The sequence below is a fragment of the Aquimarina sp. BL5 genome (genome assembly GCF_003443675.1).
GTDB lineage: Bacteria > Bacteroidota > Bacteroidia > Flavobacteriales > Flavobacteriaceae > Aquimarina.
The window spans coordinates 2357276-2378731 of sequence record NZ_CP031963.1 but is presented as its reverse complement, the minus strand read 5'-3'; the positions used below and the strand labels follow the sequence as shown (position 1 = coordinate 2378731).

Here is a 21456-nt window from a genome sequence, read left to right as displayed (position 1 = left end):
CTCCAAAAAAACAAACACTAATGAAGTTATCACATTTTAGTTTTGATCTTCCACAAGATTTATTAGCGGAATATCCCTCAGAAAATAGGGATGAAGCTCGTTTAATGGTTCTGAATAGAAAAGATCAAACAATAGAGCATAAGCAATTTAAAGATCTTATCGATTATTTTGAACCTAACGATGTTATGGTTCTTAATAATACCAAAGTTTTTCCAGCTAGATTATATGGTAATAAGGAGAAAACGGGTGCTAGAATTGAAGTGTTTTTATTACGTGAATTAAATTCAGAAACTCGTCTTTGGGATGTACTTGTAGATCCTGCTCGTAAAATTAGAATTGGTAATAAGTTATATTTTGGTGATGACGAAAGCTTAGTAGCAGAGGTAATAGATAATACCACTTCTAGAGGACGTACACTTCGCTTTTTGTATGATGGTTCTTATGATGAATTCAGACAAAAGCTTACGGATTTGGGAGAAACTCCTTTACCAAAATATATAAAGAGAGATGCCGAGCCAGAAGATGAAGAAAGATACCAAACAATTTACGCTAAGAACGAAGGAGCTGTTGCTGCGCCTACTGCAGGTTTGCACTTTTCTAAACACTTAATGAAACGTTTAGAAATTAAAGGGGTGGATTTTGCGGAGATTACACTTCACGTTGGTTTAGGTACTTTTAATCCAGTAGAGGTTGAAGATTTATCCAAACACAAAATGGATAGCGAAGAAGCATACATAACAGCACGTGCTACTGAAACTATTAATAATGGTATTACCAATAAGCAAAGAATCTGTGCAGTTGGTACCACTGTAATGAGAGCACTAGAAAGTTCTGTTTCTTCAGACAATACATTAAATGAGTTTAGAGGATGGACAAATAAGTTTATATTTCCTCCGTATGATTTTAGTATAGCTAATAGTATGATAACAAATTTTCATACGCCAAAATCTACTTTATTAATGATGGTTTCTGCTTTTGCAGGACACGATTTTATCAAAGAAGCATATGAAGAAGCTGTGAAAGAAAAATACAAGTTTTATTCCTATGGTGATGCTATGTTAATTATATAAGGAAAAAATCTTTTAATGATAGTATACAAAACTCTACTTTGTTATATAAAGTAGAGTTTTGTGTTATTAAACTTTAGTAGGAGTTGGTAGTTTTTAGCCTACATCAATTAAGTAAAATATGGAGGCATTTGTTGTATAAATCTTAAAATTAATAAGTTATAATGATTGTTTCGTAAAAAATAAGTATTTTCGCCAAGCTTTTTGAAAAACATTACGGTTTTACCGTAGTTCAAACAAGCTGTATGTCGATTAATTTGGTTTTTTGTCGAAAAAGATGAATTGAGAGAATTATTGGTTCTTCTTTTTTAAGAAATTAGTCGTTTATTGCGCATACCCTAAATTAATAAGTGAACTAAATAGTAACCTATGAACAGAATATTACACATCGTTTTGTTTTTTGTAACCTTCATTTCATTTTCACAAACCAAGGTCGGTAATCTTCATTTTAATGATATTGATGTTTTTGAAAACACTGAGCTAATGCTTAATGGAGCTGGAGAAACAGATAAGCTATATACTATCGGCTTATATCTAGATTTTGAAGTAGATGGAGTTGAAGATGGACTTATGGTAGCAGATAAAAATGCTACTATGGCACTTACTATTAAAACAATTTCTGATATTTCTAATGAGGAATTAAAAGGAATTATAAGAAATGGATTAGAGCGAGCCACTGATGGGAATAGCTATCTAATGGAAGATAATATTAGAGATTTTCTTAAACTTCTTCCGAAAGCGATCAATAAGTATGAGATTTTTAAAATAGTATATACTAAAGATGAAAATCTTACTCTCTACAAAAATAAAGAAAGACTTGGAGCTGTAAAAAACAGTCTAGAGTTCAAAAAAGCGCTTTTTAAAATTTGGTTAGGAGATAATCCTGTTGACACTGAACTAAAAGAGGATCTATTAGGAACATTTGATACTAACCCGATATTAGGTCAATGGAAAGCATATGATAAAAAAACAGGAGTAGCAATTAATATTGTTCAGTTGTATATGATAAAAAATAAAGTTTTTGGATCTGTACAACAAATGTTACGTCAATCAGAAAGAGATGCAGTATGTTATCAATGTGAAGGAGATGATAAAAATCAGCCGGTAGAAGGATTGGTTATTATAAAAAACTTAAGAAATAAAAGTGGGTTTAAGTACGTAGATGGTAGATTTACAGATATCACAACTGGAAAAGTATCAATCTGTCAAATATGGATAGATGAAGATGATATGAATGTACTTAATGTAAGATATAAAGGCGGAGGCGGTGTACATCAATGGAAGCGCGTTGAAAACACACGTAAAGATAATCGAGAAGACTTTCGTACAGTAAAATTCTAAAAATAAGTCTACCAACTTTTATAATTCTTAAATAGTTTACACTTTCAATTAGAGAGCCATTTATCTTTTGCATACTTTTGCAAAGAAATGAAGTCAAAAAAGAAAGACATACGAGCTCTGACAAAAGAGCAACTTCGAGAATTTTTTGTGTCAAGTGGAGATAAAGCTTTTCGTGGCAATCAAGTATATGAATGGTTGTGGAGTAAAGGTGCTCACAGTTTTGAGAATATGACCAATATCTCAAAGACTACAAGAGAAATATTAGAAGATAATTTTGTGATTAATCATATCAAGGTTGATCAAATGCAGCGTAGTACAGATGGTACTATTAAAAATGCTGTTCGACTTCATGATGGTTTAGTGGTAGAATCCGTTTTAATTCCTACTCCAAGTAGAACAACTGCTTGTGTTTCATCACAAGTTGGCTGCAGTTTAGATTGTAGGTTTTGTGCTACTTCTCGTTTGAAAAGAATGAGGAATCTTAATCCTGATGAAATTTATGATCAAGTTATCGCTATTGATAACGAAAGTAGGTTATATCATAATCGTCCATTATCTAATATTGTTTTTATGGGAATGGGAGAGCCATTAATGAACTATAATAACGTTCTAAAGGCAATTGATAAAATTACCTCTCCTGAAGGTTTAGGCATGTCTCCTAAAAGAATTACTGTATCTACTTCTGGAGTGCCAAAAATGATTAAGAAGATGGCTGATGATCAAGTACGGTTTAAATTAGCAGTATCTCTACATTCTGCAATTGATGAGGTGAGAACTAATATAATGCCATTTAATGAAAACTTTCCGCTTACAGATCTAAAAGAAGCATTAGAGTACTGGTACGAGAAAACCAAAAGTAGAATAACCTATGAATATGTAGTTTGGGAAGGAATTAATGATAGAAAAGAAGATGTAGATGCGTTATTAAAGTTTTGTTCATATGTCCCATGTAAAATAAACTTAATAGAATACAATCCAATTGATGATGGAGAGTTTCAACAAGCATCGAATGCAGCAATAGAAAATTATATAAATGCATTAGAGTCAAGAGGTTTTGTGGTGAATGTGCGCAGAAGTAGAGGGAAAGATATTGATGCAGCTTGTGGACAATTAGCGAATAAGACGTAATTCAGCTTCCGGTGTTAATTATTTATTATCTGTTTTGACCCTCAATTAGGATTATACTATCTTCGCAACTAGTTATAAAACAAAATTATCTACCTGGGATTGAAAGTTGTAGAGCAAATAAAACTACCTATAATCGATGAGATGGAACTTTTTGAACAAAAGTTTTCTCAATCAATGTATTCTAAAGTAGCTTTACTCAATAGAATCACGCATTATATTGTAAATAGAAAAGGAAAACAGATGCGTCCCATGTTTGTTTTTCTTGTGGCTAAAATGGTATCTGGAGGTGAGATAGAAGAACGCACCTATCGCGGAGCTTCGGTTATAGAATTGATACATACAGCTAGTCTCGTTCACGATGATGTAGTGGATGATTCTAATCGCCGTAGAGGCTTTTTTTCTGTCAATGCCCTTTGGAAAAATAAGATTGCCGTACTTATAGGTGACTATCTACTTTCAAAAGGAATGTTGGTTTGTATTGATAATGATGATTTTGATCTACTAAAAATCATCTCTGTTGCAGTTAGAGAGATTGTAGAAGGTGAGTTGTTACAAATTGAAAAAGCAAGAAATCTCGATATTACAGAAGAAATTTATTATGAGATCATCCGCCAGAAAACGGCTACCTTAATAGCGGCTTGTTGTAGTTTAGGAGCTTGTTCAGTAGAGCCAAATTCCGATTCGGTAGAAAAGATGAGGAAATTCGGAGAGCTAATTGGAATGGCGTTTCAGATCAAAGATGATTTGTTTGATTATGGAGATACTGCAATTGGTAAACCTACTGGTATTGATATTAAAGAACAAAAGATGACATTGCCATTAATTTATACATTAAATCACTGTACAAAAGAAAAAAAGAAATGGCTTATTAACTCTGTTAAAAATCATAATAAGAATAAAAAACGAGTTAAAGAGGTTATTGATTTTGTAAAAATGAGTGGTGGACTAGAGTATGCTACTAGTATAATGCACCAATTTAAAGAAGATGCATTGGCTATATTATCTGAGTACCCAGAATCAGAATACAAATCTTCATTAGAATTAATGGTTAATTACGTTATTGATCGAAAGAAATAGCCTTTATTCACTTCCTTTGTTAAGGGAACAGTATTTATTTCATCCAAAAGACAGATATTGGTATTAGTTTTGATGCCTATTACTGATCAAAGATTATTTTTTCATACTAAGACAACCTTTTTATATTTTTTAGCGTCTATCATTAAGAAATAAGGTTCATTAAATTTTAAAGAAAGTAGTATTTATGACTAGGAAATTATTTTTATATGTTACAATCATATTGTTGTCAAGTTGTGCATCTGTAGAAAAGTACAATCAACAAATAAGTGAAATTCATAGTCCTGAAGAATTACATCAAGATGTTGATTATGCTTATAAAAAGCTTAAAAAACTACATCCAGATGTAAATTGGTATATTTCTAAAGATGAATTAGACAAAAAGATAGATGATCTAAAGAGTGAATTAACGAAGCCATTAACTACTAAAGAATTCTATAAGTTATTCGCTCCGGCTATTACTAGTATAAAACAAGGTCATTTATCAATTCATACACCCGTTAAAAGACAAACTAAAAAAGAAATAAAAGGAAAGGGAAAAAGAGAGTCACCTTTTAATTCTTTATCATTTTATACTTCAGATAATAAACTGTTCGTAAAAAAGGTTTTTAAAGGTGATACCACATTAATAGCAGGATCCGAAGTAATATCTGTTGATGGCGAAAAAGTTAATGATTTATTAGATTCTTTTACAATACTACACGCTAGTGATGGGTATAATGAAACTTTTATGCCAGAATTTGTAGGAAGTCGTTTCGGCTTTTTTTATTCAAATACGCATAAACAAAAGGACAGTATTTTATTACATCTAAAATCAGAAGATAGTTTGTATAACAGATATTTATATGCGCACTATGATAAAACAAAAGCTTCTTCGGAAGAAGGCAAAGACACTGTACGTGTTGAAAAGAAAAAGTTAAGTAGATCTGATAAGAAAATAGCGAAAGAAACTCAAAAGAAAATACGTAAGAAAAATTATAAATATGGATACAATAAAAAAACAAAAGAATATAATAGAAATTTTAGTTTTTTAGAATCTGATACGGGAGTATCTATTGGTTATTTGAAGATTAGAAGTTTTACTAATGGAGGATATAAAGACTTTTATAAAGAGAGTTTTGCTAAAGTTGATTCTGCGCGGTGTAAAAATTTGATACTGGATTTAAGAGGTAATTTAGGTGGTAGATTAGTAGAAATTGATGATTTGTATTCTTATCTAACGGATAAAGAGTATGTGTTTATAGAAAAGTCTAAAATGACTGGAAGATTAAGTTTCTTATATCCATATTTTCATACAGAATCTTGGCCTACGAAAACATTTGCTACGATTCTATCACCAGTATTAGCTGTATATCAAATTTTCAAGGTTAAGAAAGAAAACAAAGAAGCTTATTTTAAATTTAAGTATAGCAAATTACGAAAGCCCAAATCGGATACTTTTACAGGTAAAGTATATGTGCTGATTAATGGCGAAAGTTTTTCTGCAAGTAGCATTCTTGCTACGCATTTAAAAGCAACAAAGCGAGCTACTTTTGTTGGAGAAGAAACAGGTGGTGCTTATAATGGAACAGTGGCTGGAGTATACGCAAAAGTCGAGTTGCCTAATTCTAAGATTAATATACGCATAGGTCTTATGAAAATAAATGCTCCTTATACCATAGAGCCGGATGGTTATGGTATTAAGCCAGATATCCCAATAAAAAGCAAAATAAACAATGAAGATGAAGAATTACAATGGGTTATAGAGGATATTGAGATGTCTAACAAAAAGAAATAATTTTTTTATTCGTGCCAGGCAACCTTTTTGATTTTTATAGCGTCTATGTAAATAGAGGGTCTTAAATAATTAATTTTTATTTTGAAAGTTATTCAGTTTTATAAAAACGAAACACAGCTTATCAAGAAAGCTACCAAAGAACATCGTGATGCTCAGTGTCAGCTGTATGACAAATATTCTCCTAAAATGCTAAGCGTATGCAGGCGTTATGTTAGAGATATTCATTTTGCAGAAGAAGTAATGCTAAGTGGTTTTCTTAAGGTGTTTACAAATTTAAAACAATTTAATTTTGAAGGAAGTTTTGAAGGATGGGTTCGAAGGATTATGGTTAACGAATCGATATCATTCTTAAGAAAACAAAAGCAAGTATTATTTACAGAGGATATCTCAGTGTATCACGAAGAATCTTGGAATAACATCAATATAGAATTAGAAGTAGAGCAGATACAGGAATTGATAGATAGTTTGCCAGAAGGTTATAAAATGGTGTTTGTATTATATGCTGTAGAAGGATATAAACATAATGAGATTGCTAAAATGTTAGAAGTAAGTGAGAGCACTTCGAAATCTCAACTTTTTAAGGCAAGAAAAATGCTACAGCAAAAGTTAAACGAACAAAATAAGATTAGTAATGGCGCCATTAAAATTTGAAGATAGTATAAAGGATAAGTTGGAGCAGCGCACAATACAGCCATCTAGTGGATCTTGGGATAAGTTAGAGGAACAATTGGGTCAAAAAAAAGCTAAAAACCGTCAATGGTTAGCTCTAGCAGCCAGTATTGTAGGCTTTTTAGTTATTACAACAGTTTTTATTACGAATAATAAAGATGTTAAATCTTCTGATGTAGAGCTTGTCGATATTGATAAAGAAATTATTAAAGAAGATAAATCAACAGATTTCGTGGAAATATCAACTGAGAAATCTAAATCCGAAATAAAGAAAATTCGAGATACAGAGGAAGATCTAGCTTTGCCCGTTGTTATAGCAAAAAACGACAAAAAAGAAAACGACAAAAAAGAAAATAATAAATTAAGAAACAGCATAGCTAAGGAAAATATACAGGCTGATAATAATAGAACAAATATTCAAGAAGATGTTTTTAAGGAGAATGCTATAGAGGCTATTGCTGTCCAGGCCGAAACCATTGAAAATGAAATTGTAAAAGAAGATAAACTCTTGCGGGTTACGACAGAGGTAATAGATAGTAAAATTGCCAGTGTAATAGAAAAAGTTAAAGAGCTAGAAAGAAATAAAGGAATAGTTACGGATGCAGAGGTTGAAGCTTTATTACGTAATGCCCAACTTGAAATAACTACTCAACAAATTTTAAAATCTAATTCAGTAAGCGCATCAGCTTTGCTTCTAGACGTAGAATCAGAGCTTGATGAATCATTTAAAGATCGTGTTTTTGAAGCACTAAAAACAGGTTTCGAGAAATTAAAAACTACCGTAGCAGAAAGAGATAATTAAACATTCATTCATCAATCAATCCTTACCGATTCCCTCTCTTAACTGAGAGGGAAGAGTAAGTAAAATCTAACATTTATGAGAACAATAATAATGTATGTCGTATTAACGACAATGACCCTTAGTGCCCATTTTTTAAATGCACAGGACACCAATAATTCGGATAAAACTGAAAAATTAAAACAAGAAAAAGAAGAAATAGTAATCTCGGAAAAAGAGGCACTTAAAGAAGAAGTAGAAGCTATTAATGAGCGATTAGTAAAAGGAGAAATAACTACTGAAAAGGCGCAAAAACTAAAGGAAGTTGCTGCAGAAAAACATGCTTTAAATATAGAGAATAGATTGACGATTATTAATAATCAGATTGCTATAATAGAAAGGAATGATAGTGATTATTTGAATTCTAATAAGGGTAAAATTTCAATAGGTCTAGGCGCTAAAGATGAGGATAATGGAGATATCTTATTTGGATTTAATGTTAATACCGGAAAGAAATCAAAGATACGATATGATAGACGTACTTATTCTGATTTAGTAGTAGCTTTTGGGTTGAATAATGCAATAGTAGATGGACAATCATTAGATGATTCGGATTATAAGATCGCAGGAAGTAGATTTTTTGAAATTGGCTGGGCGTGGAAAACTAGAGTGTTCAAGAATTCCAATTTCATGAGAATTAAGTATGGTATCTCATATCAATCTAATGGGTTGAAACCTACAGATAACAGATATTTTGTAGAAAACGGAGATCAAACAGAATTACAAGAATTTAGAGTAGAGTTAGACAAGTCTAAATTTAGAATGGATAATATCGTAGTACCTATACATTTGGAATTTGGAGATTCAAAAAAGATAGAGACAGAGGAGAAAATTAGATTCTCAACTTCAGGAAGGTTTAGGATTGGGTTAGGTGGTTATGTTGGCGCAAATATTAGTACACGTCAGAAGTTAAAGTATAAAGAAGACGGTGATCGAGTTAAGGATAAAATAAAAAGAGACTATAATACTAGCGATCTGATATATGGATTAAGTACTTATATAGGTTTCGGTGATATGTCCTTATATGCAAAGTATGATCTCTCTCCAATTTTCCAAAATGCATTGGTTGATCAGAACAATGTGTCTTTGGGGTTGCGTTTTGACCTTTAAGAATTACCATAATCGGTAAGGTTCTCTATAGAATTTAAATTGAAAACATAATACAAGTATAAAATTGAGGGTGATTTAATTTTTTAGTGTTAGCCTATTTTTTATGGGGAAAGAGTTGCGAGTAATCGTGACTCTTTTTTTGTTATATGAAATTAGATGTTTTATTTTATCTAGATTCTGCAAGGGATAGAGAATACTCTACTAGTATACTATGAAAAGTTTAGTTATTTTATTTTTGTTAAATATTACACAAATAAATACCAATTGTTAAATATGCAAATAAATACAAATACCTTAATTTGATTACGGTTTTAAAGTAAGTTATTGATTGTAAGTATTTTATGACATTTATTTTTTTTATTCTCTATATAAATAACATATATTTAAATCCCTTGAAATTTTGATTTTTTAAGGTTTATTAAAAACTTTTACTTGTGTACTTCCCCCTTTTCCGCAGGTCAAAGATAAACTACTTATGTGGAAATTGGTATATAACTATGTAACTGTTAACCAAATTTTATATATATGAAAACAAAATTCTATTACGTAGCATTTCTTATGCTTTGCAGTTTTGGTATGCTTGCCCAAGTAGGACCAAAAAAAGCCAATACTATTAGTGAGTCTGTTTATATGAGAGAAATACAGGCATTCTCCAAAATGGATAATATTATTTCGGCAAAGGACCAAGGGCATGTTGCTCCTCCCAAAAGAAGAGGGTCTAATACAGTAGTTCCTGGTAAAGGATTTCCAAAAGGAGAAGATCCTTTTTATACTGGTGTTGAGAAAAGTGCATCAGGTGTTCAAATGAGAGCGCCATTAGCTTCATTTGATGCACACATTGGGACGGTTCTAAATGATGCTACAGGAGCAATTGGACCCAATCACTATGTATATGCTTTTAACTCTGGTTTTGGTATTTTGGATAGAGCAGGAAATGTGCTGTTGCCAGAAGCATCACTTGCAACTTTATTTCCAGGAGAATCACTAGGAGATCCAGTAGTGGTTTATGATAATTTTGCAGATAGATTTATTATAATGCAATTCAGTAATACTCCAAATGGATTTCTAATTGCAGTAAGTCAGGGGCCAGATCCGGTAAACTCAGGATGGTTTACATATCGTTTCAATACAGGAACATTTCCTGATTATGAAAAATTATCAATCTGGAGTGATGGATATTACATTACCGCTAATAAGGATCAAAATGCTCCTGATAGCAATGATGTAGTATTTGCAGTAAATAGAGATCAAATGCTTGCAGGAGAGGCTTCTGCTCAGTTAATTGGATTTCCACTTCCTGGAGCAGAAACAAATGGATTCTACAGTCCAGGAGGATCAAATGCAACAGGTACTACGTTGCCTCCAGTTGGGGTTGGACACTCTATAATTTATTTACAAGATGATAGTTGGGCAGGTGTTTCTAATGATCACTTGAAAGTTTGGACAACTAATGTTGACTGGGCTAATCCTGGTAATTCTTCAATTTCGCAACCACAGGAGATCACTACTTCTCCTTTTGATAGTGTATTTGATGGCGGTTCATTTCAGAATTTAGATGAGCCTGGTAATGGTCCTGATATCGATGCTTTACAAGCTACTATGATGTATATGACACAGTATAGACGATTTGGAACTCATAATTCGATGGTACTAAATTTTGTTGTTGATTTAGATGGTACTGATAGTCTAGCAGGTATTCGTTGGTATGAATTAAGGCAAACTGCAGATGGACAGCCATGGACAATTTTTCAAGAAGGTACTTATGTACAACCAGATGGTTTAAGTGCATTTTGCGGTAGTATTGCTCAAGATTCTCTAGGTAATATTGGATTAGCATACACAGTAGTTAGTAGTTCTGTATTTACTTCACTTAGGTATACTGGTCGTCTGGCTAATGATCCGCTAGGTACTATGACAATGGCAGAAGAAGTTTCTGCTGATGGGGATGCTCAAAATAATAGATCGGATGGTCGTTATGGAGATTATGGGCAAATGACTATTGATCCATTAGATGATATGACTTTCTGGCATATTGCAGAATATATGAAAGGTCCAGCTCCTAATGTTAGAAGAAGTCATGTAGTTGCTTTCAAGATTGAACCTGCAATAATAGATGAAGAAGCACCTTCTACACCTGCAAACTTGGCTGCATCAAATACGACAGCTAGAGAAACAACATTAAGCTGGGATGCATCTACAGATAATATAGGAGTAACAGGATACGATGTATATCAGGATGGTGTAGTAGTAACAACAGCTGCTGGTACGACTACCACAATTACAGGTCTTACGCCAGAAACAACATATTCTTTCTTTGTGATTGCTAAGGATGCATCTGGAAATGAATCAGGATCAAGTAATACGGTTAGTATAACTACGTTAGAAAGTACAACAGGCCCAGGATGTCTTGATGGAATAGTAGCACCTTATGCGGAGAGTTTTGAAGCTGGTCTTGGTGCTTGGTCTCAAGCTGCAGGAGATGATCTTGATTGGACGGTAGACGCTGGTGGTACTCCATCTAATAATACAGGACCTTCTAGTGCGGTAGATGGATCAAACTATATTTATGTAGAGGCTTCTGGTAACGGAACTGGATTCCCTAATAAGCAGGCGATTTTAAATTCACCTTGTTTTGATCTTAATGATGCAACTTCTGCTTCTTTCTCATTCCAGTATCACGCGTTTGGAGCCAATAATTTTGGGTCTCTAGATGTGGAGGCAAGTAACGACGAAGGTGCAACTTGGACTAGTATTTGGAGTATAAGCGGTAATCAGGGTAATTCTTGGCAAGCTGCTAGTATCGATTTATCAGCTTATTTAGGTTCTGGATTACAATTAAGATTCAATAGAGTAACTGGTACAACTTGGAGAGCTGATGCAGCTATTGACGACGTAAGATTAACTGCTGGTGGAGGATCAGGAGGCGGAGATTGTGTTTCTGGAGATGTGACATTAAGTATTACTTTTGATAATTATCCTCAGGAAACTTCATGGACATTAACAAATTCTGGAGGAACTATAGTAGCTTCAGAAAGTTATTCTACTGCAAATCCTGATGGATCGACTGTAACAGAAACTTTTGCTGGCTTAGCCAATGATACATATACTTTTACGATTTCAGATTCGTTTGGAGATGGTATCTGCTGTGGGTTTGGTAATGGTTCTTATACATTGTCAAGCGCTGGTGGAACAATTGTAACTGGAGGAGATTTTGGTAGTTCTGAGGCTACAGACTTCTGTATAGAAGGAGGTGCTAGATTAGATACATATCCTCTTAGTGGGCTTCGTTCTGTAGATAATGACGCATTTAAGATTTATCCGAATCCAGCTTCAAACATATTAAATGTTACTGTCGGAGATAAGTCTATTGATAATGTAAAGATCTTCTCTATGTTTGGGCAACTGGTAAAAGAAATTACTAATCAGGGAACTCAGCAACAAATAGATATAAGTAATTTAGCTTCAGGCACATATTTTATTCGTTTTACTTCTGATAAAGAAGAACTTTTGGTAACAAGAAAGTTTATTATTTCGGAATAGAAATTATTGAAGTTATAATTTAGCCACAAGGAGGCTGTCTTTTTTAAGGCAGCCTCTTTGTTTGTATCATAATTGAGAAATGGAGTCTCAATGAATTGTCTTATTTTTGCTAGTTGTATAATATTACATTTATTGCTTAATGATTCATAAGTCAACTATAGATACTGTATTCGAAACTGCCCGATTAGAAGAGGTGATAGGAGATTTTGTGCAACTTAAAAAATCTGGAAGTAATTTTAAAGGACTAAGTCCTTTTAGTGAAGAAAGAACACCATCGTTTATGGTTTCTCCTGTTAAACAAATCTGGAAAGATTTTTCCAGCGGTAAGGGAGGTAACGTAGTGGCATTCCTTATGGAGCATGAGCATTTTACATATCCTGAAGCAATAAAATATCTTGCAAAGAAGTATAATATAGAAATTGAAGAAACGGAACAAACCGATGAACAAAAAGAACAAGCTAACGAAAGAGAAAGCATGTATTTGGTCAGCGAGTTTGCAAATACCTTTTTTCAAAATACGCTTCATAAGACCGAACAAGGTAAGGCAATAGGTTTATCTTATTTTAAAGAACGAGGTTTTACTACAGAGACAATGCAAAAGTTCGGATTAGGGTATTCTCCTGATACTTGGGATGCATTTACATCAGAAGCAATAAAAAAAGGATATAAGCTAGAGTTTCTTGAAAAAACAGGGCTTACCATTGTAAAAGAAGAAAAGCAGTTTGATCGATTTAAGGGTAGGGTAATGTTTCCTATTCAATCGATGTCTGGTCGTGTATTAGGTTTTGGTGGAAGAATTTTGACCAATGAAAAGAAGGCTGCAAAATATCTAAATTCTCCAGAAAGTGATATTTATCATAAAAGTAAAGTGCTTTATGGTATATATCATGCGAAGCAATCAATAGCAAAAGAAGATAATTGTTATCTGGTAGAAGGATATACAGATGTGATTCAGTTTCATCAAACAGGAGTGAAAAATGTGGTTTCTTCTTCTGGTACAGCACTTACATCTGATCAAATTAGATTGATAAATCGACTTACCAAAAATATTACTGTTTTGTTCGATGGAGATGCTGCGGGTATGCGGGCATCTATTAGAGGGATCGATCTGATTCTGGAACAAGGGATGAATGTAAAAGTATGCAGTTTTCCTGATGGAGAGGATCCCGATAGTTTTGCGAAGCAAAATACATTAGAGGAACTAACAGTATATTTAGAGGAAAACGCTCAGGATTTTATAAGGTTTAAAGCTTCACTTTTGCAAGAAGAATCTAAAACTGACCCGATTAAGAAAGCCGAATTGGTGCGTGATATGGTGGCTAGTATTGCCAAGATTCCAGATGTTATTAAACGAGAAATCTATGTGCAGGAATGTTCGCGTATCATGGATATTTCTGAAGACGTACTTTTCGATACGCTGGCTCAAATGCGTAATGTTGAAGCCAAAGATCAAAGAAAACAACAAAAAGATTCCAAAAAACCTTTAGAGGTTGTAAAACAGGAAGTACAGCAACAACCTAAGGTAAATGAGCAAAACGGTCTGGAAAAAAAGATTATCGAAATCTTATTGTTATATGGCACCCATGAAGAAGAATTTGAGGATCTCATTATGAAAGAAAATGATGAAGGAGAACTGATTCTGGAACCAGAACTATATACTACAAAGGTTTTTGAAAAGATATATCTGGATCTTCAGGAAGATGAAATTGAATTTACGCAAAGCACATTTAAAGCGGTGTATAAAATTTTAATGGATCAATTAAACCAACAAGAGGATTTTAAAATTGAGCATTTCATAAATCAAATCCCTCCAGAGGTTGCTTATGAGATTACTGAAATTATGATGGATGAAGAGCGGCATTCTCTTCACAGATGGGTGGACATGGAGATTCATGTGAAGAAGAAAGAACATTCTGTATCACAATATGTTTCTGATACAATTCTTAATTTGAGAAGATTTTTAATTAACGAAAAAATAAATGAGCTTTCACGGGAAGTGAAAGCTCAAAATTTTGATGATAATAGAAACATCCTAGAGGATATTAATAATTATTATATTCTTAGGAGACTGCTCTACAGAAAATTAAACCGCGTGATTTAATTAATATGTAATAATCTACTTTGATGGATTAGATCTGCTAGATTATCTACTTTTAGTTTCTTAAGTAATCTGGTTTTGTAAGTGCTAACAGTTTTTTCATTTATAGATAAAGTACTAGCAATATCTTTATTACGTTTTCCTGAAGACAATAAATTTAATACCTCTATTTCTCTAGAAGATAATTTCTTGTACTTCACAACCATATTGTTTTCGTTAGTATTACCATTAGCTAACTGTTGAGTTAGATTATCATTAAGGTAAATACCTCCACGAGCAACTCGTTCTATTGCTTTCTTAAGAGTTTTAGTAGCAACTGTTTTTGATAAATAAGCAGAAGCACCTGCTTTAATAGCACTTAGAGCATACATTTCTTCAGGATGAGAGCTAAAAATAATAACTTTAATTCCTGTAAATTCTTTTTTTATGGTTCGCAATGCCATAATGCCGTTAATCTGAGGCAAGTCTAACTCCATGATCAATATGTCAGGAGTGTTAGATTTTAGAATATCATACATTTCATTTCCATTACTTACTTTTCCGATGATTTCAAAATCTTCAGAGTTTCTAAGTAAAGAAACAATCCCTTTTCTAGTAATAGGATGATGATCTGCGATTAGTACGTTTGTCATTCTTGTTTACAATTGATAAATGTTAATTTTTAATTTAAAGGGGTTAACATCTCTAGGGGTAATTCTGATATTTAATTTCATTGCAAAATTACTAAGAACTAATAGTCGTAAACTTTTTTTTATGAAGTTATCGATAAAATGTCATTTAAATCAGATTAACGGGTATTTCGCAGACAGGAATCGGTATCATTTTGTGTTGATTTACCGTATTTAAACGGGAATAAATCTTAAAGACCTCTTGTTCTCGGCCAGAAAAATCTTCATTTTTCTTACCTAAGTCCTTCATTTTCATAGCCCATTCTAATTCGTCATAACTCGCTCCAATCTGATCCTCATCACTTCTGCTATCTCCAAATAAACCATCAGTTGGAGTAGCAACTTGTATCGAATCAGGTACTTCCAGTACCCTTGCTAATTCATAAACTTCACTCTTTAATAAATCTGCAATTGGACTTATATCAACGCCGCCATCACCATATTTAGTATAAAAGCCTACGCCAAAATCTTCAACTTTATTTCCAGTACCGGCTACTAAGTACCCATTTAGTCCTGCTAAATAGTATAAAGTAGTCATTCGCAATCGCGCTCTGGTATTGGCTAGAGAGAGGTTTAAGCGTGTGTCAGAATCACTTTCTGGAACCGAATTTTTAAATTCTTCAAAAACTGGGGTTAGATCTACTTGAGTGTCAGATACTTTGTTAAATCGTTCTTTTAGTTGAGAGATATGTTCTTGCGCTCTGTTTACTTGGCTTTGTGCTTGATGTATTGGCATTTCTACACATAAAACATTTAAGCCTGTTTTAGCGCATAAAGTAGAGGTGACCGCACTGTCAATTCCACCGCTAATCCCAACAACGAATCCGCCAATATTTGCTTTCGTTGCATAATCTTTCAACCAATTTACAATGTGGTCAATTACTTTTTCAGTTTGCATATTTTATTTTTTTAGTAATGATTGTGTTAAAGTTAGTATTGCTTTTGTAAAGAATTATCTTGCAAAACGTAATTCGATAATATTAAATTTGTGGTTATAAAATTAATAAAAAAAGATGGCGTTAGAGAGTAAGGGTAATTATTTATGTAGATACGATAATATTATAATGAAGTATATTAAATTTTTAAAAATGATCATAGTTTTTTGCGTTTTATGGTCATGCGCAGAGGAAAGTAAAATCGAAAAGGAAATAGCTGCGATACCTGTAGAAATTGGTATTGAACGTTTTGATAGAATTTTTGCGGATGTAACATCAGAAAATTTGGCGGATGTAAAAATGAGATATCCTTTTTTGTTTCCAGAAAAAACGCCAGATAGTATCTGGATTCAAAAAACCAAAGATACTATACAATTGGAAATTAATACAGAGGTTGAAAAAGCCTTTAGCAATTTCTCAATAGAAAAAGAACAAATCCAATCTCTCTTACAACATATAAAATATTACTTCCCGGAAGTAACAACACCAAGAGTAATTACAGTAACGTCTAATGTCGATTATCAACGAAAAGTTATCTTGTCAGATAATTTGTTGATTATTTCTCTTGATACTTATTTGGGAGCTGATCATCACTTTTATAGTGGTATACAGGCGTATCTTAAGGGGCGTTTTGTAAGAGATCAAATTTTGCCGGATATAGCCACTATGTATGCTAAGCAATTGGTTGAATTACCAAGAAATAGAACTTTTTTAGAGAATATGATATATTACGGAAAAGAAATGTATCTAAAAGATTTGTTTCTTCCTAGCTTTTTGGATAGCCAGAAAATGGCATATACAGAGGATCAATTTGCTTGGACGCAAGCAAATGAAGAGGAAATATGGAGGTACTTTATAGATCGTCAATTATTGTATAGTACAGAAGCTGAGTTGTTACCTAGATTCTTATATCCTGCCCCTTTCTCTAAGTTTTATTTAGAAGAAATTGATCAGGAAGCGCCAGACAGAGTCGGTCAGTATATAGGATGGAAGATAGTGAGTTCGTATATGAAAAATAACAATGTATCTTTGCGCCAATTATTATTAACAGATGCTGAAACAATTTTTAATGCTTCAAAATATAAACCCGAAAGATAATGGCAAATACTCATAAATCCGAGATCAAAATAGAAATAGAACTTGATGAAAATAAAGTTCCAGAAAAGCTACATTGGACTGCTAAAGATGGAGGAATCGAAAACGAAGAAACAAAGGCAATGTTATTATCGGTTTGGGATAATAAGAACAAGGAAAGCCTTCGGATTGATTTATGGACAAAGGATATGCCAGTTGATGAAATGAAGGTGTTTTTTCATCAGACTTTGGTGTCAATGACCGAAACATTTAATAGGGCTACACAAGATGAAAAGATGTCTGCAACAATGAAAGATTTTTGTGATTATTTCGCTGAGAAACTTGATCTTAAGGAAAAATAATCTCATTTTGATATAAGAAATTATTTTTTTTCTCGACTAAGGTTATAAAAATCGAAAGCTTGAAAAGAACAATTATATTCATATATAACGCTGATTCTAATATTTGGAATAAGTATTTGGATTTTGCACATAAAATTTTAAGCCCATCTACCTATTCTTGTAATCTTTGTAGTTTAACACATGGAAATTTTTCGGAGAATAAAGCTTGGAGACAGTTTAGAGAAGAAGTTCCCTATGAATTTATTTTTAAGTATAAAGATCAATTTGTAGAGGAATGTAATGAGTCTGAATATGAAAAATTTCGATTTCCTATAGTTTTAGAGCAAAAAGAGAGTGTATTAGATATTCTGGCGAATGATAAAGAACTTAATATGATGAGTTCTGTAGAGGATTTAATAGAAACTTTAAGAAAGAAATTGACTTAAGAATTGGCCATTTGCTGATTTATATCCTGTATATAATCTAATACTTCATCTTTACCCAATCCAGAAGAAGATGAACTAATAAAATAATTTGGCATTTCTTCCCAGTGTTTTAGCATTTCATTAGTGTAAGCTTCAATATTTAGAGGTAATTTGGTTTTTGTGAGTTTGTCCGCTTTCGTGAAAATTATGGAAAAGGGAATTTGGTTTTCACCTAGCCATTGCATGAATTCCAAATCAATTTTCTGTGGTTCATGTCTACAGTCTATTAATACAAATGCAGAAACTAGCTGGGTTCTTTTAGAAAAATATGCAGTAATAAATTTCTGAAATACTTTTTTAGATGATTTAGAAACTCTTGCATAGCCATAGCCTGGTAAATCTACCAAAAACCAATTTTTGTTAATTAGAAAATGATTGATTAATTGTGTTTTTCCAGGTCTTCCAGATGTCTTTGCTAAACTTTTGCGGCTAGTCAACATGTTGATCAAAGAAGATTTACCCACATTGGATCTTCCGATAAATGCATATTCGGGTAAATTATTTTTTGGACATTTTGCAACATCACTGTTGCTCATTACAAATTCAGCGCTACTAATCTTCATAAATTATAGTTGATTAGAAATTACGCTCCTGTAACCAAGAATGTAATAGTTTATTAAACTCTTCTGGATGTTCCATCATGGCAGCGTGCCCACATTTGTCTATCCAGTATAAATCAGAATCTGGCAGTAATCGGTTAAAATCATCTGCAACTTCAGGAGGAGTAACATTATCATTTCTACCCCAAATAATACAAGTTGGAGTTTTCATATTAGGAAGATCTTTAGCCATATTATGTCGTATGGCACTCTTGGCAATTGCTAATGTTCTTATAAGTTTATTACGGTCATTAACTGTCGCATATACTTCGTCAACAATTTCTTTAGTAGCAATTGCAGGATCATAAAATACATTTTCCGCTTTAGCTTTTATGTATTCATAATCACCTCGTTTAGGATAGCTTTCACCCATTGCACTTTCATAAAGTCCTGAACTACCTGTTATTACCAAAGCTTTTATTTTTTCCGGAAACATTTTAGTGCATAACAATCCAATATGTCCTCCAAGAGAATTACCTAATAAAATTACTTCTTTGTAACCAAGTTGATCGATAAAGTCCTTAAGGTATTTAGCAAAAGTACCAACGCTAGTTTTTATCAACGGCATTTCGTATAGCGGAAGCTCCGGTATCAAAACCTTATATCCATTTTCTGGAAAATAAGTGCTTACGCCGTCAAAGTTGCTTAAGCCACCCATTAATCCGTGTAAAATCACGATTGGTGTGCCTTCCCCTAATTCAAGATAACTGAATTTTCCGTCTTTTTTTAATTCGTGCTTCATTAATACTTCTTACAAGAATTAAAAGCAAATATAGCATTTTCATAATTAGTTTGAAGATTTTTTATCAATAGTGCGATATGATTTTTTTAGATTTTTTCAATCGGTCATTTTTTTTAATCATGAATACATCAAAACCAAGATTTTATACCTCCAAAGGTGCCTTATCAATAAACAAAATATTAAAGTTTAGGAATACCTCTTGCTTCACTTTTTGGTGACAACTTATTAACAATGTGGTAGATTGTGGTAAAAAGTGGTAAATTTTTCAATATATTTGACTAATTATAGCAGCAAGAAAGTAAAAGTGGTAAATCTTATAGGTACATACGAGTGTAAAGCAGACGCTAAGGGACGTTTGATGATGCCTGTTGCTTTTAAAAAACAACTTTCGCCGGTATTGCAAGATGGATTTGTATTGAAAAGAGCTGTATTTCAGCCTTGTTTGGAGTTGTATCCTATGGAAGAATGGAATCTTTTGATGCAAAAAATGAATAAACTAAATCGGTTTAAAAAGAAAAACAATGATTTCATCCGAAGGTTCACCGCTGGAGTAAAAGTTGTAGAAATCGATGCTAGTGGTCGTCTTTTGATACCAAAGGATTTAGTGAGTTTTGCTGGAATCACAAAAGAACTTGTGTTGTCTTCTGCTGTTAATATTATAGAAATTTGGGATAAGGAGCAGTACGAAAAAGCAATTGATGATGCCGCAGTAGATTTTGCTGACCTTGCCGAAGAAGTAATGGGATTTGACGATGAAACAGATGGAATATCATAACCCAGTTTTACTGAAGGAAACTGTCGATGGTCTAGCGATCAAACCTGATGGCGTATACGTAGATGTTACTTTTGGTGGAGGAGGCCATTCTAGAGAGATTCTGGAAAGACTTGGGCCTAAAGGTAAATTGTATGCTTTTGATCAGGATAAAGATGCGCTCCTTAATACTATTGATGATGAACGGTTTGTTTTGATTAATGAGAATTTTAGGTTTATCAAGCGTTTTCTTCGTTTTCACGGAGTAAGAAAAGTAGATGGAATCTTAGGCGATTTTGGAGTTTCGTCTCATCAATTTGATGTAGCAGAACGAGGTTTCTCTACTCGGTTTGAAGCGGATTTGGATATGAGAATGAATCAAGGTGATGAGCTGTCAGCTTATCATGTGATTAATGAATATGATGAGTCAGATTTGAGAACAATGTTTTTTCAGTATGGAGAGTTGAGAAATGCTCCTAAGCTGGCAAGAGCTATCGTTAGCTCAAGAAAAGATAAGCCTATCAAAACGAGTGCAGAACTGAAGGAAGTGCTAAAACCGTTTATGCCAAAATATAAAGAACATAAAATATTGGCGCAGATATATCAGGCTATAAGGATAGAAGTGAATCAGGAAATTGAGGTGCTCAAAGAATTCCTAATGCAGACGCAAAATGTATTAGATGAAGGTGGTAGAATTAGTCTGATATCATACCACTCTTTAGAAGATAGATTGGTGAAAAGGTTTATCAGAAGCGGTTTGTTTGAAGGAGAACCTGAGAAAGATATGTATGGTAATGTTTCGGTGCCTTTTAAAAAAGTAGGAGGCTTGATAATTCCTACAGATGAAGAAATTAAAGTAAATAACAGAGCACGAAGTGCGAAACTAAGAATAGCAAAAAGGATTTGAAGCAAACAGTATATGATATATTAAAAGGTAAGTTTCTAATTGCTGATGACGCAATGAAGAACTGGCGTATGCTACTTTTCTTGTCGTTTTTAGCAATAATCATGATTGCGAGTTCTCATAATGCAGAAAGCAAAGTTCATGAAATTGCAAAATTGAATAATGAAGTACGAGAATTAAGAACTCAATTTGTAGATGGTAGAACAGAATTGATGCAATTAAAAATGGAATCATCTGTCATCGGAAAAATGACAAAAAAAGGAATAAAAAGACCAACAAAACCACCACAAAAAATAATAGTAAAAGAATAGAGTT

20 protein-coding genes are annotated in these 21456 nt (G+C 33.0%); 16 read left to right on the top strand and 4 right to left on the bottom strand.

The annotated features are described in order from the left end of the window. The first annotated feature begins 20 nt into the window (after window positions 1-20). From queA to dnaG, 10 genes are all read left to right on the top strand, one after another. Entirely contained in the window at window positions 21-1070 is a 1050-nt protein-coding gene (gene queA, locus D1818_RS10285) for a tRNA preQ1(34) S-adenosylmethionine ribosyltransferase-isomerase QueA (protein WP_118458625.1), read from the top strand. A 366-nt stretch (window positions 1071-1436) separates the two neighbouring features. After that, window positions 1437-2408, top strand: coding sequence for a chalcone isomerase family protein (locus tag D1818_RS10280; protein WP_118458623.1), 972 nt, complete (start codon window positions 1437-1439; stop codon window positions 2406-2408). An 87-nt stretch (window positions 2409-2495) separates the two neighbouring features. After that, window positions 2496-3536 (top strand): 23S rRNA (adenine(2503)-C(2))-methyltransferase RlmN, encoded by a 1041-nt coding sequence (rlmN, locus tag D1818_RS10275; protein WP_118458621.1) that lies wholly within the window; start codon window positions 2496-2498, stop codon window positions 3534-3536. Between the two features lie 99 nt (window positions 3537-3635). Next, a complete protein-coding gene (locus D1818_RS10270; RefSeq protein WP_118458619.1) occupies window positions 3636-4613 on the top strand; it encodes a polyprenyl synthetase family protein in 978 nt (325 codons plus the stop codon). Window positions 4614-4797: 184 nt separating this feature from the next. Beyond that, window positions 4798-6387, top strand: coding sequence for a S41 family peptidase (locus D1818_RS10265; protein ID WP_118458617.1), 1590 nt, complete (start codon window positions 4798-4800; stop codon window positions 6385-6387). An 81-nt stretch (window positions 6388-6468) separates the two neighbouring features. Continuing rightward, entirely contained in the window at window positions 6469-7038 is a 570-nt protein-coding gene (locus D1818_RS10260; protein WP_118458615.1) for an RNA polymerase sigma factor, read from the top strand. After that, window positions 7019-7858 carry a hypothetical protein gene (locus tag D1818_RS10255; protein WP_118458613.1) on the top strand — a complete coding sequence of 280 codons (840 nt, stop codon included), beginning with the start codon at window positions 7019-7021 and terminating at the stop codon, window positions 7856-7858. Before D1818_RS10260 ends, D1818_RS10255 begins: the two co-directional genes overlap by 20 nt. A 75-nt stretch (window positions 7859-7933) precedes the next feature. Beyond that, entirely contained in the window at window positions 7934-9004 is a 1071-nt protein-coding gene (locus D1818_RS10250; protein ID WP_118458611.1) for a hypothetical protein, read from the top strand. 525 nt (window positions 9005-9529) lie between these two features. After that, window positions 9530-12544: a T9SS-dependent choice-of-anchor J family protein gene (locus tag D1818_RS10245; protein WP_199726263.1), complete on the top strand. Its 3015-nt coding sequence runs from the start codon at window positions 9530-9532 to the stop codon at window positions 12542-12544. Window positions 12545-12683: 139 nt separating this feature from the next. After that, window positions 12684-14645 carry a DNA primase gene (gene dnaG / locus D1818_RS10240; RefSeq protein ID WP_118458609.1) on the top strand — a complete coding sequence of 654 codons (1962 nt, stop codon included), beginning with the start codon at window positions 12684-12686 and terminating at the stop codon, window positions 14643-14645. On the opposite strand, the gene D1818_RS10235 is transcribed toward dnaG, so the two are convergent. After that, window positions 14642-15274, bottom strand: a complete 633-nt coding sequence (locus D1818_RS10235; protein WP_091407582.1) for a response regulator transcription factor — start codon at window positions 15272-15274, stop codon at window positions 14642-14644. The genes dnaG and D1818_RS10235 overlap by 4 nt on opposite strands. A 145-nt stretch (window positions 15275-15419) precedes the next feature. Continuing rightward, entirely contained in the window at window positions 15420-16208 is a 789-nt protein-coding gene (gene nadE, locus D1818_RS10230) for an NAD(+) synthase (protein ID WP_118458607.1), read from the bottom strand. 190 nt (window positions 16209-16398) lie between these two features. Here nadE and gldB point away from each other — a divergent pair, with 190 nt between their 5' ends. From gldB to D1818_RS10215, 3 genes are read left to right on the top strand one after another with little or no spacing between them, the layout of a single operon-like run. Then, window positions 16399-17343 (top strand): gliding motility lipoprotein GldB, encoded by a 945-nt coding sequence (gene gldB, locus D1818_RS10225; RefSeq protein ID WP_233558504.1) that lies wholly within the window; start codon window positions 16399-16401, stop codon window positions 17341-17343. Beyond that, a complete protein-coding gene (gene gldC, locus D1818_RS10220; RefSeq protein WP_118458604.1) occupies window positions 17343-17681 on the top strand; it encodes a gliding motility protein GldC in 339 nt (112 codons plus the stop codon). Before gldB ends, gldC begins: the two co-directional genes overlap by 1 nt. 59 nt (window positions 17682-17740) lie before the next feature. Beyond that, window positions 17741-18106, top strand: a complete 366-nt coding sequence (locus tag D1818_RS10215) for a GTPase (RefSeq protein ID WP_118458602.1) — start codon at window positions 17741-17743, stop codon at window positions 18104-18106. Here the strand turns inward: D1818_RS10215 and yihA are convergent. Then, window positions 18103-18708 carry a ribosome biogenesis GTP-binding protein YihA/YsxC gene (yihA, locus tag D1818_RS10210; protein ID WP_118458600.1) on the bottom strand — a complete coding sequence of 202 codons (606 nt, stop codon included), beginning with the start codon at window positions 18706-18708 and terminating at the stop codon, window positions 18103-18105. The two genes, D1818_RS10215 and yihA, sit on opposite strands and share 4 nt — an antisense overlap. A 13-nt stretch (window positions 18709-18721) precedes the next feature. Next, the gene (locus D1818_RS10205; protein ID WP_118458598.1) at window positions 18722-19486 is read right to left on the bottom strand and encodes an alpha/beta fold hydrolase; all 765 of its coding nucleotides are present in this window, start codon (window positions 19484-19486) and stop codon (window positions 18722-18724) included. A 304-nt stretch (window positions 19487-19790) separates the two neighbouring features. Between D1818_RS10205 and mraZ the strand changes: the two genes are divergently transcribed. Genes mraZ through D1818_RS10190 form a run of 3 tightly spaced genes read left to right on the top strand, consistent with a single transcriptional unit; the run spans window position 19791 to window position 21452 of the window. Continuing rightward, window positions 19791-20261: a division/cell wall cluster transcriptional repressor MraZ gene (gene mraZ / locus D1818_RS10200; protein ID WP_118463653.1), complete on the top strand. Its 471-nt coding sequence runs from the start codon at window positions 19791-19793 to the stop codon at window positions 20259-20261. Beyond that, complete coding sequence (rsmH, locus tag D1818_RS10195) at window positions 20248-21144, top strand: 16S rRNA (cytosine(1402)-N(4))-methyltransferase RsmH (RefSeq protein ID WP_118463650.1); 897 nt, start codon at window positions 20248-20250, stop codon at window positions 21142-21144. Before mraZ ends, rsmH begins: the two co-directional genes overlap by 14 nt. Continuing rightward, window positions 21141-21452: an FtsL-like putative cell division protein gene (locus D1818_RS10190; RefSeq protein WP_118458596.1), complete on the top strand. Its 312-nt coding sequence runs from the start codon at window positions 21141-21143 to the stop codon at window positions 21450-21452. Before rsmH ends, D1818_RS10190 begins: the two co-directional genes overlap by 4 nt. The last annotated feature ends 4 nt before the right edge of the window (window positions 21453-21456 follow it).